Below are 23982 nucleotides of genomic sequence, written 5' to 3' on the forward strand. Positions count from 1 at the left end.
CCGTTGCCGCCGCGCATCTGGCCCTACGTGGCCATGCCGATTGTTCCTAAGGTGAGCGCCACACGGGGCTGCCTTCCGGGTTGCCTCAGCCGTTCTCCATGCCTTTCCCGAGGTCCGCATGAGCATCCCTGCGCAGCCAAGCAACCAGTACGTCCATGATCTGGATCGCGAACATGTATTCCATTCCTGGTCGACCCAGGGCGCCCTCAATCCGCTGGTGATCGCCGGGGGCTCCGGCTGCACGCTGTGGGATTACGACGGCAAGCAGTACCTGGATTTCAGCAGCCAGCTGGTCAACACCAACATCGGCCACCAGCACCCCGCCGTAGTGGCGGCGATCAAGGCCCAGGCCGACACGCTGGTCACGGTGGCGCCGGCCACGGCCAACCTGATGCGCGGCGAGGCGGCCAAGCGCATCCTAGCCCGCGCACCGGCGGGCTTTTCGAAGGTGTTCTTCACCAACGCAGGTGCCGATGCCAACGAGAACGCCATGCGCATGGCGCGGATCTACACCGGGCGCGACAAGATTCTCTCCGCCTATCGCTCCTACCACGGCAGCACCGGCGCGGCGATCGTCGCCACCGGTGATCCGCGGCGCGTACCGAACGAGTTCGCCCGTGGTCATGTGCACTTCTTCAACCCCTACCTCTACCGCACCGAATTCCACGCCAGCAATGAGGAAGAAGAATGCGAACGCGCCCTGGCGCACCTGCGCCGGGTGATCGAGTGTGAAGGCCCCGGGGCGACCGCGGCGATCCTGCTGGAGACCATTCCGGGCACCGCCGGCATTTTGGTGCCGCCCAAAGGCTACCTGCCGGGCGTGCGCAAGCTGGCCGACGAGTACGGCATCCTGCTGATCTTCGATGAGGTGATGGCCGGCTTCGGCCGCACCGGCAGCTGGCTGGCGCTGGACCATTTCGACGCTGTGCCGGACCTGATCTGTTTCGCCAAGGGCGTGAATTCAGGCTACGTGCCGGCCGGCGGCGTGATGATCTCCAAACCGATCTGCGACTATTTCGACAACCATTTCTTCCCGGGCGGGCTGACTTATTCCGGACACCCGCTGGCGATGGCGGCCATCGTCGCCACGCTTGATGCGATGAGCGAAGAGGGAATGGTCGACAACGCCCGGCGCATCGGCCAGGAGCTTCTCGGGCCAGGGCTCGAGCGCCTCGCCGAACGCCACCGGCTGATCGGTGAGGTGCGTGGCATCGGGCTGTTCTGGGCCCTGGAGTTCGTCAGCGACGCGCGTCTGCGCACACCCCTGGCCGGCCCGCTGGTGGCGCAGATGAAAGCCGCCTTCGCCGCACGCGGGCTGCTCACCTTCACCGTGGAGAACCGGCTGCATGTGGTGCCGCCCTGCATCGTCAATGCCGCCCAGGTGGAAGAGGCGTTGGCGATCCTCGACGAGGTGATCGGCGAGTTCTCCGCACGCCACGCGGCCTGAGCCGGCCGGTCACTGCATGGCGAGGCTGTCGGCCAGGCGCTGGATGCCGGGGCGGATACGCTCCAGGTCGATGGCGTTGAAGCCCAGGCGAAAGTAGTGCCCGGGCGGACACTCATCGAAGAAGAATTGGGAGCCCGGCTCGATCAGCACGCTGTGCTGCGCCGCTGCCCAGGCCAGTTTCTGGGTATCGACGTTGTCCGGCGCGCAGAGCCAGAACGCACTGGCGCCGGCACCGCTGACGTGGCGACAGCCGTCGAGGTCGCCTTCCAGAGCCTGACGCAGGGCTTCGCGGCGTCGGCTGTGCTCTTCACGAAAGCGACGCAGGTGGGCGTCGTAGTGACCCTGGGCGAGAAACTGGGCGAGCATGCGCTGGTTGTTCAAAGGCGGATGGCGGTACATCAGCCGACGTAGCGCGCGCAACTCGTCGATCAGCTCGGCGTCGGCCACCAGATAGCCCAGACGCAGGCCCGGCGAGAACGCCTTCGACATGCTGCTCATGTAGATGATCCGACCGCTGCTGTCGCCCGCCTTCAGTGCCGGTTGCGGGCGGTTGTCCAGGTTCAGCTCGGCATCGTAGTCGTCTTCGATCACCACCTGGTCATGGCGGCGGATCATCGCCAGCAATTCGCTGCGGCGAGCGCTGCTCATGCTGACACCGGTCGGCACCTGGTGACCGGGCGTGACGTAGAGGTAGTTGCAGCCGGCCAGGCGCTCGTCGATCACCAACCCCTGTGCGTCCACGTCCTGCATCTGGATCTCGGCACTCTGCAGATCGAAGATGTTCCAGGCGTCGCGATACCCCGGATTTTCCATACCGACCCTGATGCCTTTGCCCATCAGCAGCGTGCTCAGCAGGTAGAGCGCATTCTGCGAACCGAGGGTCACCAGGATTTCCTCGGGCCTGGCCCAGATGCCGCGCTTGGGTAATACCCGGGTGCGCAGCTGTTCGATCAGGGTGGCGTCGTCCTGGTCGAAGCGGTCCCCGGTCCAGGCCCGGTTGCTCTCGCTGCGCAAGGTGTCGCGGGAGACTTCGCGCCAGCGTTCGAGGGGAAACAGATCGGCAATCGGCTGGCCGTAGATGAACGGATAGGTAAAGCGCGGCCAGTTACTCGGGCGCAGCACGCCGGGGCGCAGGCTCGGCTGCATGCGAAAGCGGCTGCTCCAGTCCGGTGCAGGTTCGGCTTCCGTTGCGCTGTGTACGGTCAGCGGACGAGGCGCGGTGCAGGGCGCAGCGGCGTGATCGCCCGCGTCGCAGTAATCCGGATGCAGGTAATAGCCGCTGCGCGGACGGCTGATCAGATAGCCGTTGTCGAGCAGGCTCTCGTACACCAGCGCCACGGTGTTGCGCGAGATGGCCAGCTGCTGCGAGAGCCGCCGGCAGGAAGGCAAGGGTTCGTCGGCCGGAAAGGCGCCGGCCAGGATCGCCGAGACCAGCGACTCGCGCAGTTGCTCCTGCAGGCCGCGTCGGTGGTCGAAGTCCAAGTGGAAGAAGTGATCGATCATGCGCGGTCTCCCCATAGTCCGACAACCAGCCGAAGCAAGAATCGAACCGTGGCGTCCACTGGCCAGTCGACTACCGGCAACTGCACCTATCGCTGCGCCAGCCTGGCTCTCTATGGTGAAAGCGCCACCACCCCGGCGCCAGACCCAGCGTCCGCGCCGCCATTCGCGATACAGGGAGCAGCAGATGACACACGCCGGCATCGATTCGATCTTCGCTTTGCAACCCGCCCGCCGCCTGATGCGCGGGCTGGCCCTGCTGACACTGGGCAGCTGCCTTCTGGCCGGTTCGCTGACCGCCCACGCCGACCTCGCCGACGCGAAGAAGCGCGGCTACCTCACCGCCGCCACCGAGGACGACTACGCGCCGTTCAACTTCATCGTCGACGGCAAGCCGCAGGGCTTCCACAGTGACCTGCTGGTGGAGCTCAAGGCCTACGCACAGAAGTCCGGGCTGGACGTGCGCCAGGAAATCCTGCCCTGGACCGGCCTGCTCGCCTCGGTGTCGTCCGGCCAGTACGACATGGCCTTCACCGGTGCGTTGGTGACCGACGACCGGCTGCGGGTGTTCAACTTCTCCCCGCCGTTCGCCTCGGCGCAGCACTACTTCGTCAAGCGCGCCAAAGACGACAGCATCACCGACATCGCCAGTCTCAGCGGCAAGAGCGTCGGCGTACAGGCCGGCAGTGCCCTCCTGGCGCGGCTGCCGGAACTCAAGGCGATGCTGGCCAAGACCGGCGGCAAGATGGGTGAAGTCCGGGAGTATCCCTCCTATCCGGAAATCTATGCGGACCTGGCCAATGGCCGCCTGGATATCGCGGTGAACGCGGTCATTTCGGTCAACGACCTGGTCAAGACGCGCGGCGACGTGTTCGCCAAGGGCCTGCCGGTTTCGGGTAACGGCTTCGCCGCATGGCCGGTGCCGAAGAACAGCCCGGAGCTGCTGAAATTTCTCACCGGGTTCATGGATGAGATCCGCGCCAGTGGCAAGCTCGCCGAGCTGCAGACCAAGTGGTTCGGCGAGGCCTTTCCTGACATGCCGGTCGAGCCGATCACCAGCGTCGAGCAGTTCCACACGCTGGCTGGGATGGAATGACGGTGGCGCCCGGCATCCGGCCCAACCTGCCGGGTAGCGCATTCAGGGACGAGGAGGAGCGATGACTCTACAGGCCTGGCTGTTGTTGCTCGAAGGCGCCTGGACCACCCTCTGGATCTGCGCCATCGCGATCGCCATCGGGGTGGTCGCAGGCCTGGGCATTGCCCTGCTGCGCATGGCCCGGGTGCCTTTTCTCGATCAGCTGCTGGTGCTCTACGTCAGCCTGGCGCGAGCCACCCCGCTGGTCACGCTGGTGCTGTTCATCTTTCTCACGGCGCCGACCATGGGCATCGGCATGGATCGCACCACGGCCGCGATCCTGGCGCTGACGCTGAACACCGCGGCGTTCAACGCCGAGATCTGGCGCGCCGCGTTCATCAGCTTCTCCCGGGAACAGAAGGAAGCCGCGCTGGCCTGCGGGATGACCAATGCGGTGTTCTTTCGCCGCATCATGCTGCCGCAGATGATCACCAGCAGCCTGCCCGGGCTGGTCAATGAAATGTCGTTTCTGATCAAGGGCAGCCCAGCGATCGCGGTGATCGGCATCGTCGATCTGACACGGGTTACCAACCGCATTTCCGCCGTGACCTACGACCCGTTGCCGCCGATCCTGGCTGCGGCGGTGCTCTACATGCTGATGATCGGCGTCCTGCTCAAGCTGCAGGCGATCGCCGAGAAGAAAGCCAACCGGTTGGCCATGTGAGGGCGCTGCGATGAATGAATGGCAGATTCTCTGGGACGTGCGCGCCACCTTCGTCAGTGGTTTTCTCAATACCCTGGTGCTGTTCGGCGTGTCGGTCTGCGGCGCCTTCGCGGCGGGGTGCGCGATGACCTACGTGCTCGAGCAGGGCGGGATAGCGGCGCGGGTGCTGCGCGGTTTCATCAACGGCATGCGCATGCTGCCGTTTCTGATCCTGGCCTACCTGCTCTATTACGGGCTGCCGAGCCTTGGGCTGCGGATGAGCGCGTGGACGGCCGGGCTGATCGCCCTGGTGGTCTACCATGGCGCCTATTTCGCCGAGATCCTGCGCGGCACGCGGCTGGTGTTGCCCGAAGGCTATGTCGAGGCGGCCAAGGCCCACGGCTTCACTCCGTTCAGGCTGTTCCGCCGGATCATCCTGCCGCAGCTGGTGATCCGCTCCCGGCCTTTGCTGGGCAACCAATTGATCATCGCCCTGAAGGATACGGCTTTCCTCACCATCATCACCGTGCAGGAGCTGACCGCGGCGGCCAACTCGGCGTCGGCCACTTATTTCATCCCGATGGAAGCCTTCGTCGTGGTGATCGCGCTCTACTGGCTGATCAGCATCGGCCTTGAACTGTCGTTGCGCTGGGCGGCACGCTTCGGCGCCAGGAGAGGATTCGAAAATGTCTGACATACCGGCCGTGCGCATCGACAGGCTGTCGAAGAGTTTCGACGGCGTCGAAGTGCTGCGTGACATCGACCTGGTGGTCAACAAGGGGGAGGTGGTCAGCGTGCTCGGCTCTTCGGGATCGGGCAAGTCGACCATGCTGCGTTGCATCAACTGGCTGGAGGAGCCCGACCGCGGTAGCGTGTTCATCGCTGGCGAGCGCATCGGCGTCGATCCCTCCGGGCGACGGATGAAGAACCGCGAGCTGGCGCGCATCCGGGCCCGCACGGGAATGGTGTTCCAGGGGTTCAACCTCTGGCCGCACCTGAACGTGCTGCAGAACGTCATGGAGTCGCCGATTCAGGTCAAGGGCATGGCGCGCGAGCAGGCGCGGGCAATCGCCGTCGCGCTGCTGGAAAAGGTCGGGATGGAGCACAAGCAGGACGCTTTCCCCTATACCCTTTCCGGAGGTCAGAAGCAGCGGGTGGCGATTGCTCGTGCGCTGGCGATGAGTCCTGAGGTTATTCTGTTCGACGAGCCGACGTCGGCGCTGGACCCCGAGCGCGTGGGTGAGGTATTGCAGGTGATGAAGAACCTGTCCGGCGAAGGCTATACGATGATCGTCGTCACCCACGAAATGGAATTTGCCCGGGCGGTGTCCGATCAGGTGGTGTTTCTCGACAAGGGACGGATCATCGAGAAGTCGGCGCCGGATATCTTTTTCAGCAACCCTGAAACCGAGCGCGTGCGACGGTTTCTGGAACTCTCCTGAGCGAAGCGCCTGCGGCGCGCCGCTTCAACCAAAGAGGTCAGACATGAACAACGTGGTTTTCATCACCGGCGCGACGTCCGGTTTCGGCCGTGCCACCGCCCAGCGTTTCGCCGAGGCGGGTTGGTCGCTGGTGCTCAGTGGACGTCGGCTGGAGCGCCTCGAAGCGCTGCGTGAGGAACTCGGCCAGAAGGTTCCGGTGCACATCGGCGCGCTGGACGTGCGCGATGCCGAGGCGGTGAAGCAGTTCGTCGCCGATCTCCCCGAGGGCTTTCGCAACGTCCGCGCGCTGATCAACAACGCCGGACTGGCCTTGGCCCCGGTGCCGGCGCAGAAGGTCGACCTGACCGACTGGCATACGATGATCGACACAAACATCACCGGCCTGGTCAACGTCACCCATGCGGTACTGCCGCTCCTGCTGGAAGTCGGCAAGGGCGCCAGCATCGTCAATCTCGGCTCGGTGGCCGGCGAATGGCCCTACCCGGGCGGCCACGTCTATGGCGCCAGCAAGGCGTTCGTCAAACAGTTCAGCTTCAATCTGCGCTGCGACCTGCAGGGCACCGGCGTGCGGGTCACCGACATCGCCCCCGGCATGGCCGAGACCGAGTTCACCCTAGTACGGACCAAGGGTGACCAGGCCGCGTCCGACAAGCTCTACCGCGGCACCACGCCGCTCACCGCCGAGGACATCGCCGAGCAGATCTATTACGTCGCGAGTCTGCCTGATCACATCAACATCAACCGCCTGGAAATCATGCCGACCCGTCAGGCCTGGTCTCCGTTCGCCATCGATCGCGACGCCTGAGTCGTCGTCCCGCCTGGCTCAGGCGTTCAGCCGGGCCAGGCTGGTCAGCAGTATCCAGCCCGACATCAGCACCAGCAGCACGCCTATCCCGTTGCGCAGCGGAAAGCCGTGCCAGTGCCGATGCAGCCACTGGCCCGCGAGGTTACCGGCCAGGGCCGGCAACAGCAGGACTGCCGCCAGTTGCAGGTGCTCACTGCCGAAGCTGCCCATCCACCAGAGGCCGAGCAGGGCCCAGCCGCTGCAGACGGCGAAGAACACGATGGCGGTCGCGCGCAGGCGGACGGCCGGCAGGCCGCTGCGCAGCAGGTAGAGCATCAAGGGCGGGCCTCCGGCCGAGGCGAGGCTCATCGCCAGCCCGGCGACGAAGCCTGCGGGCAGGGCAAGGCGGCCGGTCATGTTCGGTGCTTCGGCCTGCGGTGCCTGCAGCAGCACCAGGCCCCCGCCAACCAGACAGAGCAGCCCCACCACCAGCGCCATCCAGCTGCTGGGTATGCGTGACAGGAGCAGCGAGCCCAACGGAATCGCCAGCAGCATGCCGACGATGAGCAAGGCGCCGATCCGGCGATGAAAATGGCGCGCTGCGCCCTGCCAGAGGCTGACGCTGCAGATCAGATCGAGCAGCAGGGTGACGGGAATCGCCACGGCCGGCGGATGCGTTGCCAGCAGGCCCAGGGCCAGCAACATGGCGAAGCCGAAGCCGCTGTAGCCACGCACCACCCCGGCAAACGCCGCCCAGATCCACAGCATGCTCATCCCCGCCGGTTCGATGCCGCGACTCTAGAGCGGCGAGGAACGCGGACACAGGGCCAGTTGTGCAAGGCCGTCGGGTCAGCTTCGCTTGGGCCAGGCGAAACTGAGCAGGAACAGGGCGGCGGCCGAGACCACGATCGATGGCCCGGCCGGGGTGTCCTGGTACCAGGACATCGTCAGGCCAAGGCACACCGCGAGAATGCCCAGCGCGCTGGCGCCGGCGGCCATCTGTTCGGGCGTGCGGGCATGTCGCTGGGCGGCGGCCGCCGGGATGATCAGCAGCGAGGTGATCAGCAGCACGCCGACGATCTTCATCGCCACGGCGATGACCACCGCAATCAACAGCATCAGCGCCAGGCGGATCGCCGCCACCGGCAACCCTTCCACCTTCGCCAGCTCCTCGTGCACGGTCATTGCCAGCAGCGGCCGCCAGAGCGGCACCAGCATCGCCAGTACCATCGCACTACCCCCCAGGATCCAGGCCAGATCGGTCGGGCCGACGGCGAGCAGGTCGCCGAACAGATACCCCATCAGGTCGATGCGTACGTCCTTCATGAAGCTCAGAGTGACCAGCCCGAGGGACAGAGTGCTGTGGGCGAGGATGCCCAACAGGGTGTCGGAGGCCAGTGGCTGGCGCTGTTGCAGCGTGACCAGCAATACCGCCAGCAGGACGCAGCCGACGGTCACTGCGAGCGTCGGGCTGACATCGAGCATCAGGCCCAGGGCGACGCCGAACAGTGCAGCGTGGGAAAGCGTGTCGCCGAAATAGGCCATGCGCCGCCAGACTACGAAGGAGCCGAGCGGGCCCGCGACCAGGGCCAGCGCCAGGCCGGCGAGCAGGGCATTGAGTAGAAAGTCAGGCATGCGCGCTCCGGGTCAGACCGTGGAGGCGGCAGGCGCAGGGCCGCGGCGTGCGGCGCAGGGGAACGGGACGCAAGGATCTATCCTTTCTCGGGATCTGCGGGCGTGGCCGGGGAGGGCTGGGCCGGCAGATGGCCGCAATGCTCGGTATGCACGTGCGGATGCAGCACCGAGCCGTGCAGGTCGTGATCATGATCGTGATGGTGGTGATAGATCGCCAGGCTGCGGGCGTCCTGGCCGAACAGCTCGACGAACGCCGGATCGTTGCTGACTTGCTCGGGGTGCCCGGAGCAGCACACGTGGCGGTTGAGGCAGACCACCTGGTCGGTGGCGCTCATCACCAGGTGCAGGTCGTGGGAAACCATCAGCACGCCGCAGCCGTGACGCTCGCGCAGGCGTCCGATCAGGCGGTACAGCTCGGCCTGACCGGCAACGTCGACGCCCTGTACCGGTTCGTCAAGTACCAGCAGTTCGGGCGCTCGCAGCAGTGCGCGGGCAAGCAGCACCCGCTGCATCTCGCCACCGGAGATGCCCTGCAGCGGGCTGTCGATGACCTGCTCGGCGCCGACCTCGGCAAGGGCCGCGAGGGCGCGGGCACGATCGACACCGGGCACCAGGCGCAGGAAGCGCAGCACCGAAAGCGGCAGGGTGGGGTCTACGTGAAGCTTCTGCGGCATGTAGCCGATGCGCAGCCGGGGCTTGCGCCAGACGCTGCCACGATCCGGCTTGAGCAGGCCGAGCACGGTGCGCACCAGGGTGGTCTTGCCGGCACCGTTGGGGCCGATCAGGGTGACGATCTCGCCATGGCGCACCTGCAACTGCGCCCCTTCGAGCACGGCCTGGGCATTGAAGCGCACATGGATGTCGTCGAGCCTGACCAGCGCGTCGCTCATGCCGCGCTCCGGCAGGCGGCGCAGAGGCCGACCACTTCCACGGTCTGGCCTTCGACGGTGAAGTCGACGGTGGCGGCGGCGGCGTTGATCGCATCGGCCACGGTCGCCTTTTCCAGCTCGATGGCGGCGTGGCAGTTGCGGCAGATGAGGAACTGCCCTTGGTGCGGGTTCTGCGGATGGCTGCAGCCGACGAAGGCGTTGAGCGAGGCGATGCGATGCACCAGGCCGTTCTCGAGCAGGAAATCCAGCGCCCGATAGACCGTCGGCGGCGCCGCGCGGCGGCCATCGGCCTCGCTCAGCACGGCGAGGATGTCGTAGGCACCGAGCGGCTTGTGACTTTGCCAGACCAGCTCCAGCACGCGACGGCGCAGGGCGGTCAGCCGTACACCCTGGCGCGCGCACAGGTGATCGGCTTCGGCCAGTGCGTGACTGACGCAATGGTCATGGTCGTGGGGCGTACAGGCCAGCGGAGGAGAGGTCATGGTCGAAGACGGGCTAATGAAGAGACGTTATTATGTTACCTGTTCACTCTGTCCGGTATCCCTTCGTGTCGCGTCTTTTTTTCCTGCCGTTGCTGTTGTCGCTCTCTCTTGCCGCCCATGCCGAGGTCCATCTGCTGACGAGCATCAAGCCGCTGCAGCTGATTGCCGCCGCGGTTCAGGACGGTGTCGGCGAGCCTGACGTCCTGCTGCCGTCCGGTGCTTCGGCGCACCAATATGCGCTTCGGCCATCCGACGTACGGCGCGTGCGCGACGCCGACCTGTTCTACTGGATCGGCCCCGATCTGGAGTCCTTCCTGGGCCGTGTCCTGGATGGACGCAGCGGGCCGAGCGTTGCCTTGCAGAGCATTCCCGGGCTTACCCTGCGGCACTTCGGCGAGCCCCACTCGCAGTCCAACGGCGCGCATGACGACCACGACGATGATCATGACCATGACCATGACCATGACCATGACCATGACCATGACCATGACCACCCGCATCACGACCACGATCAGGGCGAGCATGATCATGCGCACCGGCCCGGCAGCCTCGATGCACACCTCTGGCTGCTGCCAGCCAATGCTCGGGTGATCGCCGAGCGCATGGCGGCGGATCTGGCCGATGCCGATCCGGCCAATGCCGAGCGTTATCGGCAGAACCTGCAGGCGTTCACGACAGGGCTCGCCGCCCTTGACGAGCGGCTGCGACAGCGCGTCGCCGGGATCGCCGGCAAGCCGTACTTCGTATTTCACGAGGCTTACGAGTATTTCGAGGCGGCCTATGGCCTGGGCCATGTCGGGGTGTTCAGCGCCGGGATGGAGGTGCAGCCCGGCGCGCGCCACGTCGCGGCAATGCGCGAGCGCCTGCAGCAGGCCGGCCCGAGCTGTGTATTCAGCGAGCCGCCGCTACGGCCGCGTCTGGCCGAGACCCTGACCAGCGGACTGCCGGCGCGCCTGGCCGAACTCGACGCCATGGGCACCGACACCAAAGTCGGCCCCAACGGCTACGTCGAGATGCTCGAGCACCTGGGCGAGCAGCTGGTCGGTTGCCTGGAATCGCTGTAAGGCAGGCGGTCAGAACGCGAAGGGCAGTTCGATGGTGACCTGCTGGCGGTGCTGCAAGCGCCGCTGAAACTCGTTCGGGTCGTGGATCAGCACCTGCTGTCCCGCGTTCGCCTGGGAAGCGATCAGCCGGGACAACCAGAAGCGGACGCAGGCGATGCGCAGCATGGCCGGCCATAGCTCGGCCTCGGCGGGCGTGAAGCGGCGGTGCGCCGAATACGCGGCCAGCAGCGCGCGGACGCGCGGAGGGTCGAGCCGGCCGTCTTCGTGGGAGCACCAGTCGTTCACGGTGATCGCAAGGTCGTAGAGCATCGGCCCGGAGCAGGCGTTGTAGAAGTCGATCACCCCCGACAGCCTGGGACCGTCGAACAGCGCGTTGTCGCGGAACAGGTCGGCGTGCAGATTGGCCTGCGGCAAGGCGAGGATCTGCCACTGCAGCCTGCCGATTTCGGCCAGTGCGTCGCGCAGCAGCGGCAGCTGCGCCTCCGGCAGGCCCAGCGCCAGGCTCGGGCCTTCTCGCAGCATCCAGTCCAGGCCGCGATCGCTGCGGCGCTCGAGCATCCGCTCGCGGGTGGCCAGATGAATGTCCGCCAGCAGTGCTCCGACTTCGCCGCAGTGGTGAGCGTTGGGTGCGGACAGGTGGCGCCCGGGCAGGCGCGGTTGCAGCAGCGCCGGTTTGCCAGCGAGCTGGCGGAGCGCTTCGCCGCTATCGGTCGTCAGCGCATAGGGCACCGGCAGCCCGGCCTGATGGAGCACCTCGAGCAGCTCGACGAAGAACGGCAGGTCGGCTGTCGGGCCGCGCTCGACCAGGGTCAGCACGTATTCGCCGTGCTCGAGGCTGACGAAGAAGTTGCTGTTCTCGCTGCCCGCGGCAATCCCCTCGAAGGCGATCAGCCGTCCGAGCCGGTAGGGTGCGAGAAAAGCGTCCAGCTCGTCATGCTGCAGGGGCGTGAACACCGACATCTGAGGGTCCTTGCGTTACCAGCTGAAGATTTCCCAGGCCGGGATCAACATGTCCGGCCGGTCGGAGCGAATGAAATTGCTGTCGCCGTCGGCGCGCACCAGAAAGTACGGCTTGCCGTGCTTGGGCGTCACCTTGACCGCGTAGAGAAAGCCATTGACGCGGTATTCCTCGACCATGCGGTCGCCTTCCTGGCGGATCGTCACGTCCGGCTCGCCGTCCGGTTGCTGCGCCTGCGCGGCGACCGGCAGACAGACCAGCAGGCTGGCCAGCAGCAGGTGTTTCAGAGTACGCATGATAACCTTGTCCCTTTGTCGTCAACGGTCCTGCGCATTCTAGCCCCGGACCCGCCGAAAAGGTTGATCCTGCTCATGAGCCAAGCGCCCCTCGTTCTGGTGGACGGTTCGTCCTACCTGTACCGCGCCTTCCACGCCCTGCCTCCCCTGACCACCTCCACCGGCAAGCCCACCGGGGCGGTGAAAGGCGTGCTCAACATGTTGCTGTCGCTGCGCCGGCAATACCCGGACAGCCCGTTCGCGGTGGTTTTCGATGCCAAGGGGCCGACCTTTCGCGACACCCTGTTCGCCGAATACAAATCCCATCGCCCGCCGATGCCCGACGATCTGCGTTCGCAAGTCGAGCCGCTGCATGCCAGCGTGCGCGCGCTGGGCATGCCGCTGCTCTGTGTCGACGGGGTCGAAGCCGACGACGTGATCGGCACGCTGGCGCGCCAGTGCGCGTCGCTCGGTCGCGACGTGATCATTTCCACCGGTGACAAGGACATGGCGCAGCTGGTCTGCCCCCACGTCACCCTGGTCAACACCATGACCGGCAGTGTCTACGACATCGAAGGCGTGAAGAACAAGTTCGGCGTCGGCCCGGAGCTGATCATCGACTTCCTCGCGCTGATGGGCGACAAGGTCGACAACATTCCCGGCGTGCCCGGAGTCGGCGAGAAGACCGCCTGCGGCCTGCTCAACGGCATCGAGGGCGGCCTCAAAGGGCTCTACGAGAACCTCGACAAGGTCTGCGACCTGCCGATCCGTGGCGCCAAGTCGCTGGCCGCCAAGCTCGACGAACACCGCGAGGCGGCGTTCATGTCCTACGAGCTGGCGACGATCAAGATCGATGTGCCGCTGGACGTCGAAGTCGGCGACCTGATGCCCGGCGAGCCGCACCGCGAAGCACTGATCGCGCTGTATCGAGAACTGGAGTTCAAGGCCTGGCTCGACGAACTGCTGCGCGAAGCCAAGGCGGCCGGCGAGAACTGCGAAGTCCAGCCCGAAGGCTGCTCGATCCAGGCCGAAGCCGAATACACCACGATTTTCGATCAGGCCGAGTTCAACGACTGGCTCGAGCGCCTGAAGGCGGCCGACTGCTTCGCCTTCGACACTGAGACCACCAGCCTGGACGCGCAGAAGGCCCAGCTGGTCGGCGTGTCCTTCGCCATCGAGACCGGCAAGGCCGCCTATGTGCCGCTCGCTCACAGCTACATGGGCGTGCCGCAACAGCTGGATCGAGATGTCGTGCTCGGCGCGCTCAAGCCGCTGCTCGAAGACCCGTCCAGGCGCAAGATCTGCCAGCACGGCAAGTACGACATGAACGTGCTGATGCATTACGGCATCAAGATGCGCGGCATGACGTTCGACACCATGCTCGAATCCTACGTGCTCGACGCCACGGCCACCCGCCACGACATGGACAGCCTGGCGCTCAAGTACCTCGGCCGCGGCACCATCCGCTTCGAGGACATCGCCGGCAAGGGCGCCAAGCAGCTGACCTTCGACCAGGTCGCCGTGGAGCAGGCCGGCCCCTACGCCGCCGAAGACGCCGATGTCACCCTGCGTCTGCACCAGACGCTGCTGGGCAAACTCGAGGCGACGCCCTCGCTGCTCAAGGTCCTCAACGAGATCGAAATGCCGCTGGTGCCCGTGCTGGCGCGCATCGAGCGCAACGGTGCGCTGGTCGATGCCAAGCTGCTTGGCCAGCAGAGCGTTGAAATCGGTGAGCGGCTGGTGGAGCTCGAGCGCGAGGCGTTCGACATCGCCGGGGAGGAATTCAACCTCGGCTCGCCCAAGCAGCTCTGCGCGATCCTCTATGACAAGCTCGGCTGCCCTGTGCTGTCGAAGACCGCCGGCGGCCAACCGTCGACGGCCGAAAGCGTGCTCGCCGACCTGGCCGAGCAGGACTACCCGCTACCCAAGGTCATCATGCAGCACCGCTCCTTGAGCAAGCTCAAGGGCACCTATACCGACAAACTGCCGCAGCAGATCAATCCGCGTACCGGCCGAATCCATACCAGCTACCACCAGGCCGTGACGGCGACCGGCCGGCTGTCCTCGTCGGACCCGAACCTGCAGAACATCCCGATCCGCACCGCCGAGGGCCGGCGCATCCGCCAGGCCTTCGTCGCCGCGCCGGGCTACAAGCTGCTGGCCGCCGACTACTCGCAGATCGAGCTGCGCATCATGGCGCACCTGGCCCAGGACGCCGGCCTGCTGCATGCCTTCCAGAACGACCTGGACGTTCACCGCGCCACCGCCGCCGAGGTGTTCGGCGTCGAGCTGGATCAGGTCACCAACGACCAGCGGCGCAGCGCCAAGGCGATCAACTTCGGTCTGATCTACGGTATGAGCGCCTTCGGCCTGGCCAAGCAGATCGACGTGGGCCGCAAGGAAGCCCAGGAGTACATCGACCGCTACTTCGCGCGCTATCCCGGCGTGCTCGCCTACATGGAGCGCACCCGTACCCAGGCCGCCGAGCAAGGCTTCGTCGAAACACTGTTCGGCCGGCGGCTGTACCTGCCGGAGATTCATTCCAAGAACGGCGCCATGCGCAAGGCCGCCGAGCGTACCGCGATCAACGCGCCCATGCAGGGCACCGCGGCGGACATCATCAAGCGCGCCATGATCGAGGTGGACAGCTGGCTGCAGGAAAGCGGGCTGGATGCACGCGTCATCCTGCAGGTGCACGACGAACTGGTGCTGGAGGTGCGCGAGGATCTGGTCGAGCAGGTGCGTGAGCAGATCTGCCCGCTGATGAGCCAGGCCGCCACGCTGGACGTGCCGCTGCTGGTCGAGGCCGGTGCGGGTGCCAACTGGGATGAAGCGCACTGAGGTCTGAAAACTTTTTTTCAGTCCGATTGAAAAAAGGCGGAACTATTCCTGTTTACAGTGAGTCTGAGTTCGCGAAGGGCGTTAAAACCTCTTCGATGCTCCTTGTTGTGTTAAGTGTTGGCAGATCTCTGGACCCCGCCCTAGCGGTCCGGACTTGAACCTCGAACTTCCCCCTCCCCCATAAGAAGTTCGAGGTTTTTTTTCGTCTCGAGAAAAGTACGACAAGGCCGAGCGCGCGACGATGCGCGGGTTTGCGCCCCTCGATGCGTGCCTGGACCCTTGAGCGAGGGTCAGGGCAGGACGAGGCCGCCGCCGGCTTTGTGCAGGGCCTGCAGGTGATCGCGAATGCCGGTGAGATTGACCTCGATCGCCTCCAGTTCGCGGCGGCGTTCGTCGCCCAGCAGCTTGCGTACCTCTAGATCCAGCGTCTGGTTCAGCGCGTTGAGCCGGGCCTGGCGCTCACCGCTTTCGCGCTCCAGACGCTTCCATTCGCCGAGTTGCGGAAGGCCATAGCCGTCGCCTTCGAGCAGTTCGGCCGGGCGGCTCAGGTAGCCGCTGTTGGCGAGGATCTCCTGCAGCGCGCCGTCGGCCTTGTCCAAGCCGCTGTCGCGCTGCTTGCGCCCGCCCAGGTAGCGGCGCTTGAGCTCGTTCTGAGCCAGCAGCAGCTCGCGCCGAAGCGCCGCCTGCTCGACCAGCAACAGGGCGGCGCTGGCGCGCAGGTCGGCCTGCTCGAACCAGCGGCGACGCTCGGCGGCGGGCAGGGCGAGCCAGTCTTCGACTTCGGTCTGCGGTAGCGCCAGGCGCTCGCGCAGCACGGCGAACATGGCCTGGTAGCGGTCACGGTAGGAGTCGAAGCGATAGCCCAGGCGCAGCGCCTCGCGCGGGTCGTCGAGCACGCTCGCATCGGCCAGGCCGCGGTTGATCAGGATCTCCAGCAGGCCGTTGGGCATGATGCTGTCCAGCGCCGTGAGCTCCGGCCGTTCGGTGCCGCTGCGCATCAGCTTGAGCGTTTCCACCGCGCAGTTGTTGGACAGGAAGTAGTAATCGCCATCGTAGCTCCAGTGCACTTCGGCACTGCGCTCGACCAGCGATTCGATGTCGCTGCGTTCGAGCTTCAGCGGGATCGAGGCGAGGCTGCGCAGCTCGACCTTGGTGTATTCCTCGATCACCTGGCCCAGCGGCAGGACGAACAGGCGCGACGGATAAGCGCCGGTCAGGCCGTCCCAGCTCGACAGCTGCACGTCGCCGACGAAGGCGCGATAGGACAGCACCAGGTGCTCGTCCAGATCCAGCCGGCAGTCCGGGCCGCGCGGGCGTCCCGGGGCGCAGATCACCAGGCGCAGCATGGTGTGGCCCCAGCGACTTGCCCAGGCGTCGTTGGCCTCGGCGAACAGGTAGTCCACTTCGTAGACGCGCTGCGGGTCGAGCGTCACCAGGGGCGTGCGGCCGAAATCCCGACCGGCGTTGAGGATCGGATAACCCGGCGCGCACTCGGCGCGGTCCTGCGGTTGCCAGCCGAAATGCTCTGAGAAATAGCGATTGAGCGAGGGCCGGCGGCAGGCGTACGTCGGGTCGAGGAGAAAGTACTCCATGTTCACCGCGACGAACTCCAGCGGGCTCGTCAGCTCGTAGCTGTCCGGGCTGCGGGCGACCTGGGCGTTGAGCGTTTCCCGTTCGCCGCGCTGGCCGACGCGCTGCGGCCAGCCGGCCAGGTCCAGCAGGCGGGGATCGTCACTGAGGGTGAAGCGGCGCGCGGTCTGGCCCCGGCAATGATCCGGCAGGCCGACCGCGCCGAGCACTTGCTCGCGCTGACGGCACTGCATCAGCACCTGCGTCTGGTCTGGCGTCCACAGGCGCGCCCGGTCATAAAGGTGGGTGAGTTCGTGCAGGACGGTGGCGAGCAACTCCTGGCGTACCGTGCCGTGGGGGCGGGTGGTGCGCTGCGTCGCCGCGCTGCCATCGGTCAAGCCCGGCAGCAGGCGGCGGTTGAGGTCCAGGGTATCGAGCCCGGCACGGCCGTAGGCGTTCTCTGGCAGGTCGGTTCGCCAGCGTACCCGCACGGTGCGGTCCAGCCGCTCGACGAAGCCGGGCGGCAGCGTTGCCATGGCTTCGTCGATCAGGGTCTGGGTGGCGTGCCGCTGCGCAGGTTGCAGGTCGGCCTGATCGAGCGGCAGGCGCAGCCCTGCATTGGCGGTGCCGGTCAGCAGACCCAGCGCGATCGCCGCCAGCCAGGCCCGGGCGGCCTTCACAGGACGAGGATGGCTTCGGCCAGGGCCTGGTCGCTGGCATCGCGGGCTTCGGCGAATTCGCTGCGAAGGGCACCGAAGGCCGCTTCCAGGCGTGCGCCGCGAATATCGCCTTGGCTGGCGACGAAGCTGGCGGCTTCGTCGCGCGCTTCCTGGACCACCTTCATGTCGCTGATGCGGCTGGTGACGTCGGAAGTGAAGTTGATGCTGCGATCAAGGGCGCGGACGACCAGGTTGCTGGTGGCGACCAGAGTTTGTGCCTGGGCGGTTGCGACGCAGAGCAGCATGGCGGACGCCAGTGCGGCGGTCTGTGCGATCGATGATTTACGCATGGGAGATTCTTCCAGGGAGTTTCATTGAACAAGGATGGCCTGGGCCAGCTCCAGATCACTCGCAGCGAGGCCGGGGCGGCTCTGGCGTACGTATGTCAGGGCTGCTTCCAGCCGTGCGCCAAGCAGCTGACCCTCGCTGGCGACGAAGCATGCGGCGTCGTCCCGCGCCCCGACGATGAGTTTGTTGTCGAAGGGGGCACTGGTCAGCTGGCTGCTCACGTAGCTGGTGCGGACGAGACCGGCCGTGGTGACGTCGAAGGCCTGTGCATGGGAGCAGACCGAGAGGCTGGCGATCAAAGGGGCTGTAAGCAAACGCATGGCGAACCGGAACCGTATCGAAAAACGGCGCCAAGGCTAGCGAAACCCGACGGCTGCGGCCAGCCCTGGCGCGCCCTTGCGCCAAGGCAACTGTAGCCGCGCGTTGCCGTCAGCGCGCAAGAATCGCTTCGGCGAGCTGCCGGTCGCTGGCCTGCAGTTCCGGCGCCTGGGTACGGATATGCGCGAGTGCCGCTTCCAGATGGACGCCGCGCTGCTGCCCACCGCTGGCGACGAAGCGTGCCGCGTCGTCACGTGCCTGCAGCACGAGCTTGTCGTCCCGCGCCGACGAGGTGAGGTCGGAGGTAGCGTCGACGGTATTGATCAGCCCGCCCACCACCAGATCGGTGGAGGCGAGGAAGCTGCTGGCCGAGGCGTTGCCGGCCAGCAGAAGAAGGGCGATTCCAAGGGTTGGGTAAAGGCGGGGCATGGGGCGTCTCCAGAATATCGTCGACTCTAGACTCCCGGCCTTAGGTTGCGTTCCCGAAAATCGCGTCCGGTGTCAGCGCCAGAACGGCTTGCTCAGCTCGACTTCGCGGGCGGCCGGGCTGATGCCGATATCGGCCAGCTGACGATCGTCGAGGCGGGCAAGCTGCCGACGGGTGCGGCTGCGTTGGCGCCATAGATAGATGCGCTGTGCCATCGTGAGAAGGTGGCTGAAGGCTGCGTCGCGGGAAAAGGTGGGCAGGGTGGTGCGAGGCAGTGTGCGTTGCATGGTGTACTGACCTTCCCGCATCTGAACGGGTGTGGTGGCATGGGTCAGTAGGATCGCGCGAAGCGGGACGCGGTTACAGTCACAGGCACTGGGGATTGTGCGGGTACAGTAGGCGCCCTGGCGCAACTGTACTGGCAGCTGGTACGGGAACTGTTTTCTGCTGCCAAAAACGCAGGACACCGGCACGAGGCCGGTGTCTTTTGGGGCACGAAAGTGCTCTATTCCACGGCTTTGACCATATCCTCGACCACCTTCTTGGCGTCGCCGAAGACCATCATCGTCTTGTCCATGTAGAACAGTTCGTTGTCGAGGCCCGCATAGCCGCTGGCCATGGAGCGCTTGTTGACGATGATCGTCTTGGCCTTGAAGGCCTCGAGGATCGGCATGCCGGCGATTGGCGACTTGGGGTCGTTCTTCGCCGCCGGGTTGACCACGTCGTTGGCACCGAGCACCAGCACCACGTCGGCCTGGCCGAACTCGGAGTTGATGTCATCCATCTCGAACACCTGCTCGTAAGGCACCTCGGCCTCGGCCAGCAGCACGTTCATGTGCCCGGGCATGCGGCCGGCGACCGGGTGGATCGCGTACTTCACGGTCACGCCGCGGTGCGTGAGTTTCTCGGCCAGCTCCATCAGGGCATGCTGCGCGCGCGCCACCGCCAGGCCGTAGCCGGGAACGATGATCACGGTGTCGGCGTTGCCCAGCAGGAAGGCGGCATCGTCGCTCGAGCCGGATTTGACCGGACGCTGCTCCTTGCTGCCCGTTGCCGCGCCTGCATCGGCATCGGCACCGAAGCCGCCGAGGATCACGTTGAAGAACGAGCGGTTCATCGCCTTGCACATGATGTAGGAGAGGATCGCGCCGGAGGAGCCCACCAGGGAGCCGGCGATGATCAGCATCGAGTTGTTCAGCGAGAAGCCGATACCGGCCGCCGCCCAGCCCGAGTAGCTGTTGAGCATCGACACCACCACCGGCATGTCGGCGCCGCCGATGGGGATGATGATCAGCACGCCGATGATGAAGGCCAGCGCCAGCATGATCGCGAAGGCCGAGAGACTGCCGGTGAACATGTAGGTCAGGCCGAGAGCCAGGATCGCGATGCCCACCGCCAGGTTGACCATGTGCTGGCCCTTGAACACCACCGGAGTGCCCTGGAACAGGCGGAACTTGTACTTGCCAGACAGCTTGCCGAAGGCGATGACCGAACCGGAAAAGGTGATCGCGCCGATGGCCGCGCCAAGGAACAGCTCCAGGCGATTGCCCAGCGGGATGGCGTAGCCGGCCGCCTGGACGATACCCAGCGACTGCGGTTCAACCACCGCGGCGATGGCGATGAACACCGCTGCCAGGCCGATCATGCTGTGCATGAAGGCCACCAGCTCCGGCATCTTGGTCATCTCGACGCGTCGCGCCATCAGGGTGCCGGCGCTACCGCCGACCAGCAGGCCTATGAGCACGAAGACGATGCCGGTGGCGGCGTTGTTGCTCTCCGACAGCTGCGCGCCAAGCTTGAACACCAGGAACACCGTGGTGATCACGGCGATGGCCATGCCGGCCATGCCGAACAGGTTGCCGCGGCGCGAGCTGGTCGGGTGGGACAGCCCTTTGAGGGCCTGGATGAAGCACACCGAGGCCACGAGGTAGAGCAGGGTGATGGTATTCATGCTCATCTTAGTGCTTCTCCGCCGAGGCCTTCGGAGCCTTCTTCTTGAACATTTCCAGCATCCGGCGCGTGACCAGGAAGCCGCCGAACACGTTGACCGCGGCCAGGGCCACCGCCAGGGTGCCCATCGTTTTGCCCAGCGGGGTCACGGTGAGGGCGGCGGCAAGCATGGCGCCGACGATAACGATCGCCGAGATCGCATTGGTGACCGCCATCAGCGGCGTGTGCAGCGCAGGGGTGACGTTCCACACCACGTGGTAGCCGACGTAGATCGCCAGCACGAAGATGATCAGGTTGTAGAGGCCGTCCGAAATCAGGTCCATGGTTCGTCTCCCTTAGCCGTTGGTGCGCACGATCCGACCGCCTTCGCACATCAGGCAGGCGGCGACGATGTCGTCTTCGAGGTTGAGCTGGAAGCGGCCTTCGCCGTCGATCACCAGCTTGAGGAAGTCCAGCAGGTTGCGGGCGTACAGCGCCGAGGCGTCTGCCGGCACCCAGGTGGCCAGGTTGGCGTAGCCGACCAGGGTCACGCCGTGGGCGATGACGACCTGATCGAGCACCGTCAGCGGGCAGTTTCCGCCCTGGGACGCGGCCAGGTCGATGACCACCGAGCCGGGCTTCATCTGCTGCACGGTTTCCTCGTGGAGCAGGGTCGGGGCCTTGCGGCCAGGAATCAGTGCGGTGGTGATGACGATGTCGGCCTGCTTGGCACGCTCGTGCACGGCCTGGGCCTGACGTGTCATCCACGAGGCCGGCATCGGCCGCGCATAACCGCCAACGCCTTCGGCGCATTCGCGCTCTTCATCGGTCTCGAAAGGGACGTCGACGAACTTGGCGCCGAGCGACTCGATTTGCTCCTTCACCGCCGGGCGCACGTCGGAGGCCTCGATCACCGCACCCAGACGCTTGGCCGTGGCGATCGCCTGCAGACCGGCGACACCGGCGCCCAGCACCAGCACCCGCGCCGCTTTCACGGTGCCGGCGGCGGTCATCAGCATCGGCATGAAGCGCGGATAATGGTGAGCCGCCAGCAGCACCGCCTTGTAGCCGGCGATGTTGGCCTGGGAGGACAGCACGTCCAGGCTCTGCGCGCGGGAGGTGCGCGGCGCCGCCTCGAGGGCGAAGGCGGTGATGCCGCGCTCGGCCATGCGCGCGATGGATGCGTTGTCGAAGGGGTTGAGCATGCCGATCAGCACGGCGCCGGGGCGCAACTGCGCGAGCTCCGCGTCGTTCGGCGCGAGCACCTTGAGCACGATCTCGGCGCCGAGCGCGGCACCGGCATCGCCAATGATCGCGCCGGCGGCTTCAAAGGCGCTGTCCGGAACGCTGGAGCGCTGGCCTGCGCCGCTCTGCACCGTCACCTGGTGGCCTTGGCCGATCAGCTTCTTGATGGTCTCCGGGGTCGCGGCGACGCGTGTTTCCCCAGCCTGGGTTTCGAGAGGAACACCGATGTGCACGTCTTATTCTCCTGCGTGATCGTTTCAGGTGCTTGCGCGGCTCCAAGCCGTCTGTTCAGCGACCCATCGTGATTGACCAGAGCACTGCGTTGGCGCCCCGGCATGCGGATCAGCGGTACCGGCATTGCCGGCAAGGCCGGCGGCGCGGCATTTTGCAGGCGAAGCGGTGGGCCGACAACCATTTTGAAGTAAAACTATTCAGTCACTACAAGTCATTACCTGACCATGAAAGACGGGGCGACTCGCGCAGGCTGGCTGAAAGCCACAGACGGCGCGCCGTCTGGCCTGACACCTTGCATGCTGAATGAACATGCATTTCCCTTCGCTATGCTCTAGAGACTGCCGAGGCGCCTGAGGCTCCCCCGGCGCCGGCGATTTGTAGCGAACCGCGATGAGACACTACCCGCCGACCGGCGTTTCATCCTGATGCTTAAATGTTTATAAACGGGCCCCAGAAACCGGCGCGGCTGCAATGTCATCGAAACCTTGTAGTCCAAAGATAACGCCACGTTGATGAACGCCTCGCCGTACGCCCGTGCGGACGATACCCAGACGTTCGCAGCGCTAGCAGGAGCCCGCCATGCCTGAACTCGATATGAATCCGATTGCCCCTCTGCTGGACGAACCGCCCGTCCAGCGCCGCCTGCCTTTCGCCTTTGCCCGTCGCCACGGTGTGATCCTGCTCGATGGGGTTGGCGGTCTGCGTCTGTGCGTACGCGAAGGTGCTCCCCTGACCGCCCTGCAGGAAGCCCAGCGCCTGGCCGGCGGACCGCTGGCCATGCGCTGGCTGTCATCCGAGGAATTCGACCAGGCGCTGTCGACGGCCTACCAGCACGATTCGTCGACGGCCATGCTGATGGTCGAAGGGCTCGGCAACGACATGGATCTGGCCAGCCTGGCCGACCAGATCCAGGAAACCGAAGACCTGCTCGAGCAGGAAGACGACGCGCCGATCATCCGCCTGATCAACGCCATCCTCGGCGAGGCGATCAACGAGAACGCCTCGGACATCCACGTCGAGACCTTCGAGAAGCGCCTGGTGATTCGCTTTCGCATCGACGGCATCCTGCGCGAGGTGGTCCAGCCCAAGCGCGAGTTGGCGGCGCTGCTGGTGTCGCGGATCAAGGTCATGGCCAAGCTGGACATCGCCGAGAAGCGCGTCCCGCAGGACGGGCGAATCTCCCTGCGCGTCGGTGGCCGCGAGGTGGATATCCGCGTTTCGACCCTGCCTTCGGCCAACGGCGAGCGGGTGGTGCTGCGTCTGCTCGACAAGCAGGCCGGCCGCCTGACCTTGCGCCACCTGGGCATGAACGAAGAGGACCGCCGCCAGCTCGAGCAGGCGGTGAAGAAGCCCCACGGCATCATCCTGGTCACCGGGCCCACCGGCTCGGGCAAGACCACCACGCTGTACGCCGCGCTGACCACGCTCAACGACCGTACGCGCAACATCCTCACGGTCGAGGACCCCATCGAGTATCACCTCGAAGGCATCGGCCAGACTCAGGTCAACACCAAGGTCGACATGACCTTCGCCCGCGGCTTGCGCGCCATCCTGCGCCAGGACCCCGACGTGGTGATGGTCGGCGAGATCCGCGACCAGGAAACCGCCGACATGGCCGTGCAGGCCTCGCTGACCGGTCACCTGGTGCTCTCGACACTGCACACCAACAGCGCCATCGGCGCGGTAACCCGCCTGGTGGACATGGGTGTGGAGCCGTTCCTGATCTCCTCCTCGCTGCTCGGTGTACTGGCCCAGCGCCTCGTGCGGGTGTTGTGTAATGACTGCAAACGCGCCTATGTCGCCGACGAGGCCGAATGCGCGCTGCTCGGCGTCGACCCGGCCGACGCGCCGACCCTCTATCACGCCGAAGGCTGCGAGTTGTGCCGCAACCTCGGCTATCGAGGGCGAACCGGGATCTACGAACTGGTGGTGCTCGACGACACCCTGCGCACCATGATCCATACCCGCGCATCGGAACAGGACATGACCCGGCATGCGCGACGGCTCGGGCCGAGCATCCGCGACGACGGGATGCGCAAGGTGCGAGAGGGCGTGACCACCATCGAAGAAGTACTGCGCGTGACGCGGGAGGAATAGCGGTGAAGGGTTTGTTCGGCTCCGCCGAGATAATCGCGGTCAAGACCGCTCCCACGACGG

24 protein-coding genes are annotated in these 23982 nt (G+C 65.8%); 9 read left to right on the forward strand and 15 right to left on the reverse strand.

The features are described 5' to 3' along the window. Window positions 1–118: 118 nt before the first annotated feature. On the forward strand, window positions 119–1447 hold the full coding sequence (locus G7026_RS15565) for an aspartate aminotransferase family protein (RefSeq protein WP_181071834.1): 1329 nt from the start codon (window positions 119–121) through the stop codon (window positions 1445–1447). A 9-nt stretch (window positions 1448–1456) separates the two neighbouring features. Here G7026_RS15565 and pdxR read toward each other — a convergent pair whose 3' ends face one another. Beyond that, the gene (gene pdxR, locus G7026_RS15570) at window positions 1457–2950 is read right to left on the reverse strand and encodes a MocR-like pyridoxine biosynthesis transcription factor PdxR (RefSeq protein ID WP_181071835.1); all 1494 of its coding nucleotides are present in this window, start codon (window positions 2948–2950) and stop codon (window positions 1457–1459) included. Window positions 2951–3134: 184 nt separating this feature from the next. Here pdxR and G7026_RS15575 point away from each other — a divergent pair, with 184 nt between their 5' ends. From G7026_RS15575 to G7026_RS15595, 5 genes are all read left to right on the forward strand, one after another. Then, window positions 3135–4043 (forward strand): transporter substrate-binding domain-containing protein, encoded by a 909-nt coding sequence (locus G7026_RS15575; RefSeq protein WP_181071836.1) that lies wholly within the window; start codon window positions 3135–3137, stop codon window positions 4041–4043. Window positions 4044–4104: 61 nt separating this feature from the next. Next, window positions 4105–4746: an amino acid ABC transporter permease gene (locus G7026_RS15580; protein WP_181071837.1), complete on the forward strand. Its 642-nt coding sequence runs from the start codon at window positions 4105–4107 to the stop codon at window positions 4744–4746. 10 nt (window positions 4747–4756) lie between these two features. Beyond that, complete coding sequence (locus tag G7026_RS15585) at window positions 4757–5419, forward strand: amino acid ABC transporter permease (protein ID WP_181071838.1); 663 nt, start codon at window positions 4757–4759, stop codon at window positions 5417–5419. Next, window positions 5412–6167, forward strand: a complete 756-nt coding sequence (locus tag G7026_RS15590; RefSeq protein WP_181071839.1) for an amino acid ABC transporter ATP-binding protein — start codon at window positions 5412–5414, stop codon at window positions 6165–6167. Before G7026_RS15585 ends, G7026_RS15590 begins: the two co-directional genes overlap by 8 nt. Window positions 6168–6210: 43 nt before the next feature. Next, window positions 6211–6972, forward strand: coding sequence for an SDR family oxidoreductase (locus tag G7026_RS15595; protein WP_181071840.1), 762 nt, complete (start codon window positions 6211–6213; stop codon window positions 6970–6972). Window positions 6973–6990: 18 nt separating this feature from the next. Here G7026_RS15595 and G7026_RS15600 read toward each other — a convergent pair whose 3' ends face one another. From G7026_RS15600 to zur, 4 genes are all read right to left on the reverse strand, one after another. Beyond that, window positions 6991–7725 (reverse strand): sulfite exporter TauE/SafE family protein, encoded by a 735-nt coding sequence (locus G7026_RS15600; protein ID WP_258190305.1) that lies wholly within the window; start codon window positions 7723–7725, stop codon window positions 6991–6993. 75 nt (window positions 7726–7800) lie between these two features. Continuing rightward, window positions 7801–8586 (reverse strand): zinc ABC transporter permease subunit ZnuB, encoded by a 786-nt coding sequence (gene znuB / locus G7026_RS15605; protein ID WP_181071841.1) that lies wholly within the window; start codon window positions 8584–8586, stop codon window positions 7801–7803. Between the two features lie 77 nt (window positions 8587–8663). Continuing rightward, entirely contained in the window at window positions 8664–9476 is an 813-nt protein-coding gene (gene znuC / locus G7026_RS15610; protein ID WP_181071842.1) for a zinc ABC transporter ATP-binding protein ZnuC, read from the reverse strand. Beyond that, a complete protein-coding gene (gene zur, locus G7026_RS15615; protein WP_181071843.1) occupies window positions 9473–9958 on the reverse strand; it encodes a zinc uptake transcriptional repressor Zur in 486 nt (161 codons plus the stop codon). The genes znuC and zur overlap by 4 nt, the downstream gene beginning before the upstream one ends. Window positions 9959–10023: 65 nt before the next feature. Here zur and znuA point away from each other — a divergent pair, with 65 nt between their 5' ends. Beyond that, entirely contained in the window at window positions 10024–11022 is a 999-nt protein-coding gene (gene znuA / locus G7026_RS15620; protein WP_181071844.1) for a zinc ABC transporter substrate-binding protein ZnuA, read from the forward strand. A 9-nt stretch (window positions 11023–11031) separates the two neighbouring features. On the opposite strand, the gene G7026_RS15625 is transcribed toward znuA, so the two are convergent. Together G7026_RS15625 and G7026_RS15630 are read right to left on the reverse strand one after the other, a co-directional pair. Next, window positions 11032–11982, reverse strand: a complete 951-nt coding sequence (locus tag G7026_RS15625; protein ID WP_181071845.1) for a homoserine kinase — start codon at window positions 11980–11982, stop codon at window positions 11032–11034. 15 nt (window positions 11983–11997) lie between these two features. After that, window positions 11998–12276 (reverse strand): DUF2782 domain-containing protein, encoded by a 279-nt coding sequence (locus G7026_RS15630; protein WP_181071846.1) that lies wholly within the window; start codon window positions 12274–12276, stop codon window positions 11998–12000. Between the two features lie 75 nt (window positions 12277–12351). On the opposite strand from G7026_RS15630, the gene polA reads away from it, so the two are divergent. Next, complete coding sequence (polA, locus tag G7026_RS15635) at window positions 12352–15096, forward strand: DNA polymerase I (RefSeq protein WP_181071847.1); 2745 nt, start codon at window positions 12352–12354, stop codon at window positions 15094–15096. Window positions 15097–15386: 290 nt separating this feature from the next. Here the strand turns inward: polA and G7026_RS15640 are convergent, their stop codons facing one another. The 8 genes from G7026_RS15640 to G7026_RS15675 form a co-directional block, all read right to left on the reverse strand. Beyond that, complete coding sequence (locus tag G7026_RS15640; protein ID WP_181071848.1) at window positions 15387–17345, reverse strand: DUF7844 domain-containing protein; 1959 nt, start codon at window positions 17343–17345, stop codon at window positions 15387–15389. Continuing rightward, entirely contained in the window at window positions 17342–17674 is a 333-nt protein-coding gene (locus G7026_RS15645; protein WP_181071849.1) for a DUF2388 domain-containing protein, read from the reverse strand. The genes G7026_RS15640 and G7026_RS15645 overlap by 4 nt, the downstream gene beginning before the upstream one ends. 21 nt (window positions 17675–17695) lie before the next feature. Further along, window positions 17696–17992 (reverse strand): DUF2388 domain-containing protein, encoded by a 297-nt coding sequence (locus tag G7026_RS15650; RefSeq protein WP_181071850.1) that lies wholly within the window; start codon window positions 17990–17992, stop codon window positions 17696–17698. A 109-nt stretch (window positions 17993–18101) separates the two neighbouring features. Then, window positions 18102–18419: a DUF2388 domain-containing protein gene (locus G7026_RS15655; protein ID WP_181071851.1), complete on the reverse strand. Its 318-nt coding sequence runs from the start codon at window positions 18417–18419 to the stop codon at window positions 18102–18104. Between the two features lie 72 nt (window positions 18420–18491). Then, on the reverse strand, window positions 18492–18704 hold the full coding sequence (locus tag G7026_RS15660) for a DUF1127 domain-containing protein (RefSeq protein WP_181071852.1): 213 nt from the start codon (window positions 18702–18704) through the stop codon (window positions 18492–18494). 218 nt (window positions 18705–18922) lie between these two features. Next, window positions 18923–20374, reverse strand: coding sequence for an NAD(P)(+) transhydrogenase (Re/Si-specific) subunit beta (locus tag G7026_RS15665; protein WP_181071853.1), 1452 nt, complete (start codon window positions 20372–20374; stop codon window positions 18923–18925). A gap of 1 nt (window position 20375) precedes the next feature. Then, the gene (locus G7026_RS15670) at window positions 20376–20690 is read right to left on the reverse strand and encodes an NAD(P) transhydrogenase subunit alpha (protein WP_181071854.1); all 315 of its coding nucleotides are present in this window, start codon (window positions 20688–20690) and stop codon (window positions 20376–20378) included. Window positions 20691–20702: 12 nt separating this feature from the next. After that, window positions 20703–21824: a Re/Si-specific NAD(P)(+) transhydrogenase subunit alpha gene (locus G7026_RS15675; RefSeq protein ID WP_181071855.1), complete on the reverse strand. Its 1122-nt coding sequence runs from the start codon at window positions 21822–21824 to the stop codon at window positions 20703–20705. Between the two features lie 580 nt (window positions 21825–22404). Between G7026_RS15675 and gspE the strand changes: the two genes are divergently transcribed. Beyond that, window positions 22405–23922 (forward strand): type II secretion system ATPase GspE, encoded by a 1518-nt coding sequence (gene gspE, locus G7026_RS15680; RefSeq protein ID WP_375138210.1) that lies wholly within the window; start codon window positions 22405–22407, stop codon window positions 23920–23922. The last annotated feature ends 60 nt before the right edge of the window (window positions 23923–23982 follow it).

It is taken from the genome of Stutzerimonas azotifigens (assembly GCF_013522725.1).
GTDB classification, from domain to species: domain Bacteria; phylum Pseudomonadota; class Gammaproteobacteria; order Pseudomonadales; family Pseudomonadaceae; genus Stutzerimonas; species Stutzerimonas azotifigens_A.

Bases quoted from the DNA above. Each gene is read 5' to 3' on its own strand.
- G7026_RS15655 (WP_181071851.1), bottom strand. From the start codon at position 18,419: ATGCCCCGCCTTTACCCAACCCTTGGAATCGCCCTTCTTCTGCTGGCC.
- G7026_RS15595 (WP_181071840.1), top strand. From the start codon at position 6,211: ATGAACAACGTGGTTTTCATCACCGGCGCGACGTCCGGTTTCGGCCGT.
- G7026_RS15625 (WP_181071845.1), bottom strand. From the start codon at position 11,982: ATGTCGGTGTTCACGCCCCTGCAGCATGACGAGCTGGACGCTTTTCTC.
- G7026_RS15585 (WP_181071838.1), top strand. From the start codon at position 4,757: ATGAATGAATGGCAGATTCTCTGGGACGTGCGCGCCACCTTCGTCAGT.
- G7026_RS15575 (WP_181071836.1), top strand. From the start codon at position 3,135: ATGACACACGCCGGCATCGATTCGATCTTCGCTTTGCAACCCGCCCGC.
- znuB (WP_181071841.1), bottom strand. From the start codon at position 8,586: ATGCCTGACTTTCTACTCAATGCCCTGCTCGCCGGCCTGGCGCTGGCC.
- G7026_RS15665 (WP_181071853.1), bottom strand. From the start codon at position 20,374: ATGAGCATGAATACCATCACCCTGCTCTACCTCGTGGCCTCGGTGTGC.
- zur (WP_181071843.1), bottom strand. From the start codon at position 9,958: ATGACCTCTCCTCCGCTGGCCTGTACGCCCCACGACCATGACCATTGC.
- znuC (WP_181071842.1), bottom strand. From the start codon at position 9,476: ATGAGCGACGCGCTGGTCAGGCTCGACGACATCCATGTGCGCTTCAAT.
- G7026_RS15590 (WP_181071839.1), top strand. From the start codon at position 5,412: ATGTCTGACATACCGGCCGTGCGCATCGACAGGCTGTCGAAGAGTTTC.
- G7026_RS15660 (WP_181071852.1), bottom strand. From the start codon at position 18,704: ATGCAACGCACACTGCCTCGCACCACCCTGCCCACCTTTTCCCGCGAC.
- polA (WP_181071847.1), top strand. From the start codon at position 12,352: ATGAGCCAAGCGCCCCTCGTTCTGGTGGACGGTTCGTCCTACCTGTAC.
- G7026_RS15650 (WP_181071850.1), bottom strand. From the start codon at position 17,992: ATGCGTTTGCTTACAGCCCCTTTGATCGCCAGCCTCTCGGTCTGCTCC.
- G7026_RS15580 (WP_181071837.1), top strand. From the start codon at position 4,105: ATGACTCTACAGGCCTGGCTGTTGTTGCTCGAAGGCGCCTGGACCACC.
- G7026_RS15600 (WP_258190305.1), bottom strand. From the start codon at position 7,725: ATGAGCATGCTGTGGATCTGGGCGGCGTTTGCCGGGGTGGTGCGTGGC.
- G7026_RS15645 (WP_181071849.1), bottom strand. From the start codon at position 17,674: ATGCGTAAATCATCGATCGCACAGACCGCCGCACTGGCGTCCGCCATG.
- gspE (WP_375138210.1), top strand. From the start codon at position 22,405: ATGCCTGAACTCGATATGAATCCGATTGCCCCTCTGCTGGACGAACCG.
- G7026_RS15670 (WP_181071854.1), bottom strand. From the start codon at position 20,690: ATGGACCTGATTTCGGACGGCCTCTACAACCTGATCATCTTCGTGCTG.
- G7026_RS15630 (WP_181071846.1), bottom strand. From the start codon at position 12,276: ATGCGTACTCTGAAACACCTGCTGCTGGCCAGCCTGCTGGTCTGTCTG.
- G7026_RS15565 (WP_181071834.1), top strand. From the start codon at position 119: ATGAGCATCCCTGCGCAGCCAAGCAACCAGTACGTCCATGATCTGGAT.
- pdxR (WP_181071835.1), bottom strand. From the start codon at position 2,950: ATGATCGATCACTTCTTCCACTTGGACTTCGACCACCGACGCGGCCTG.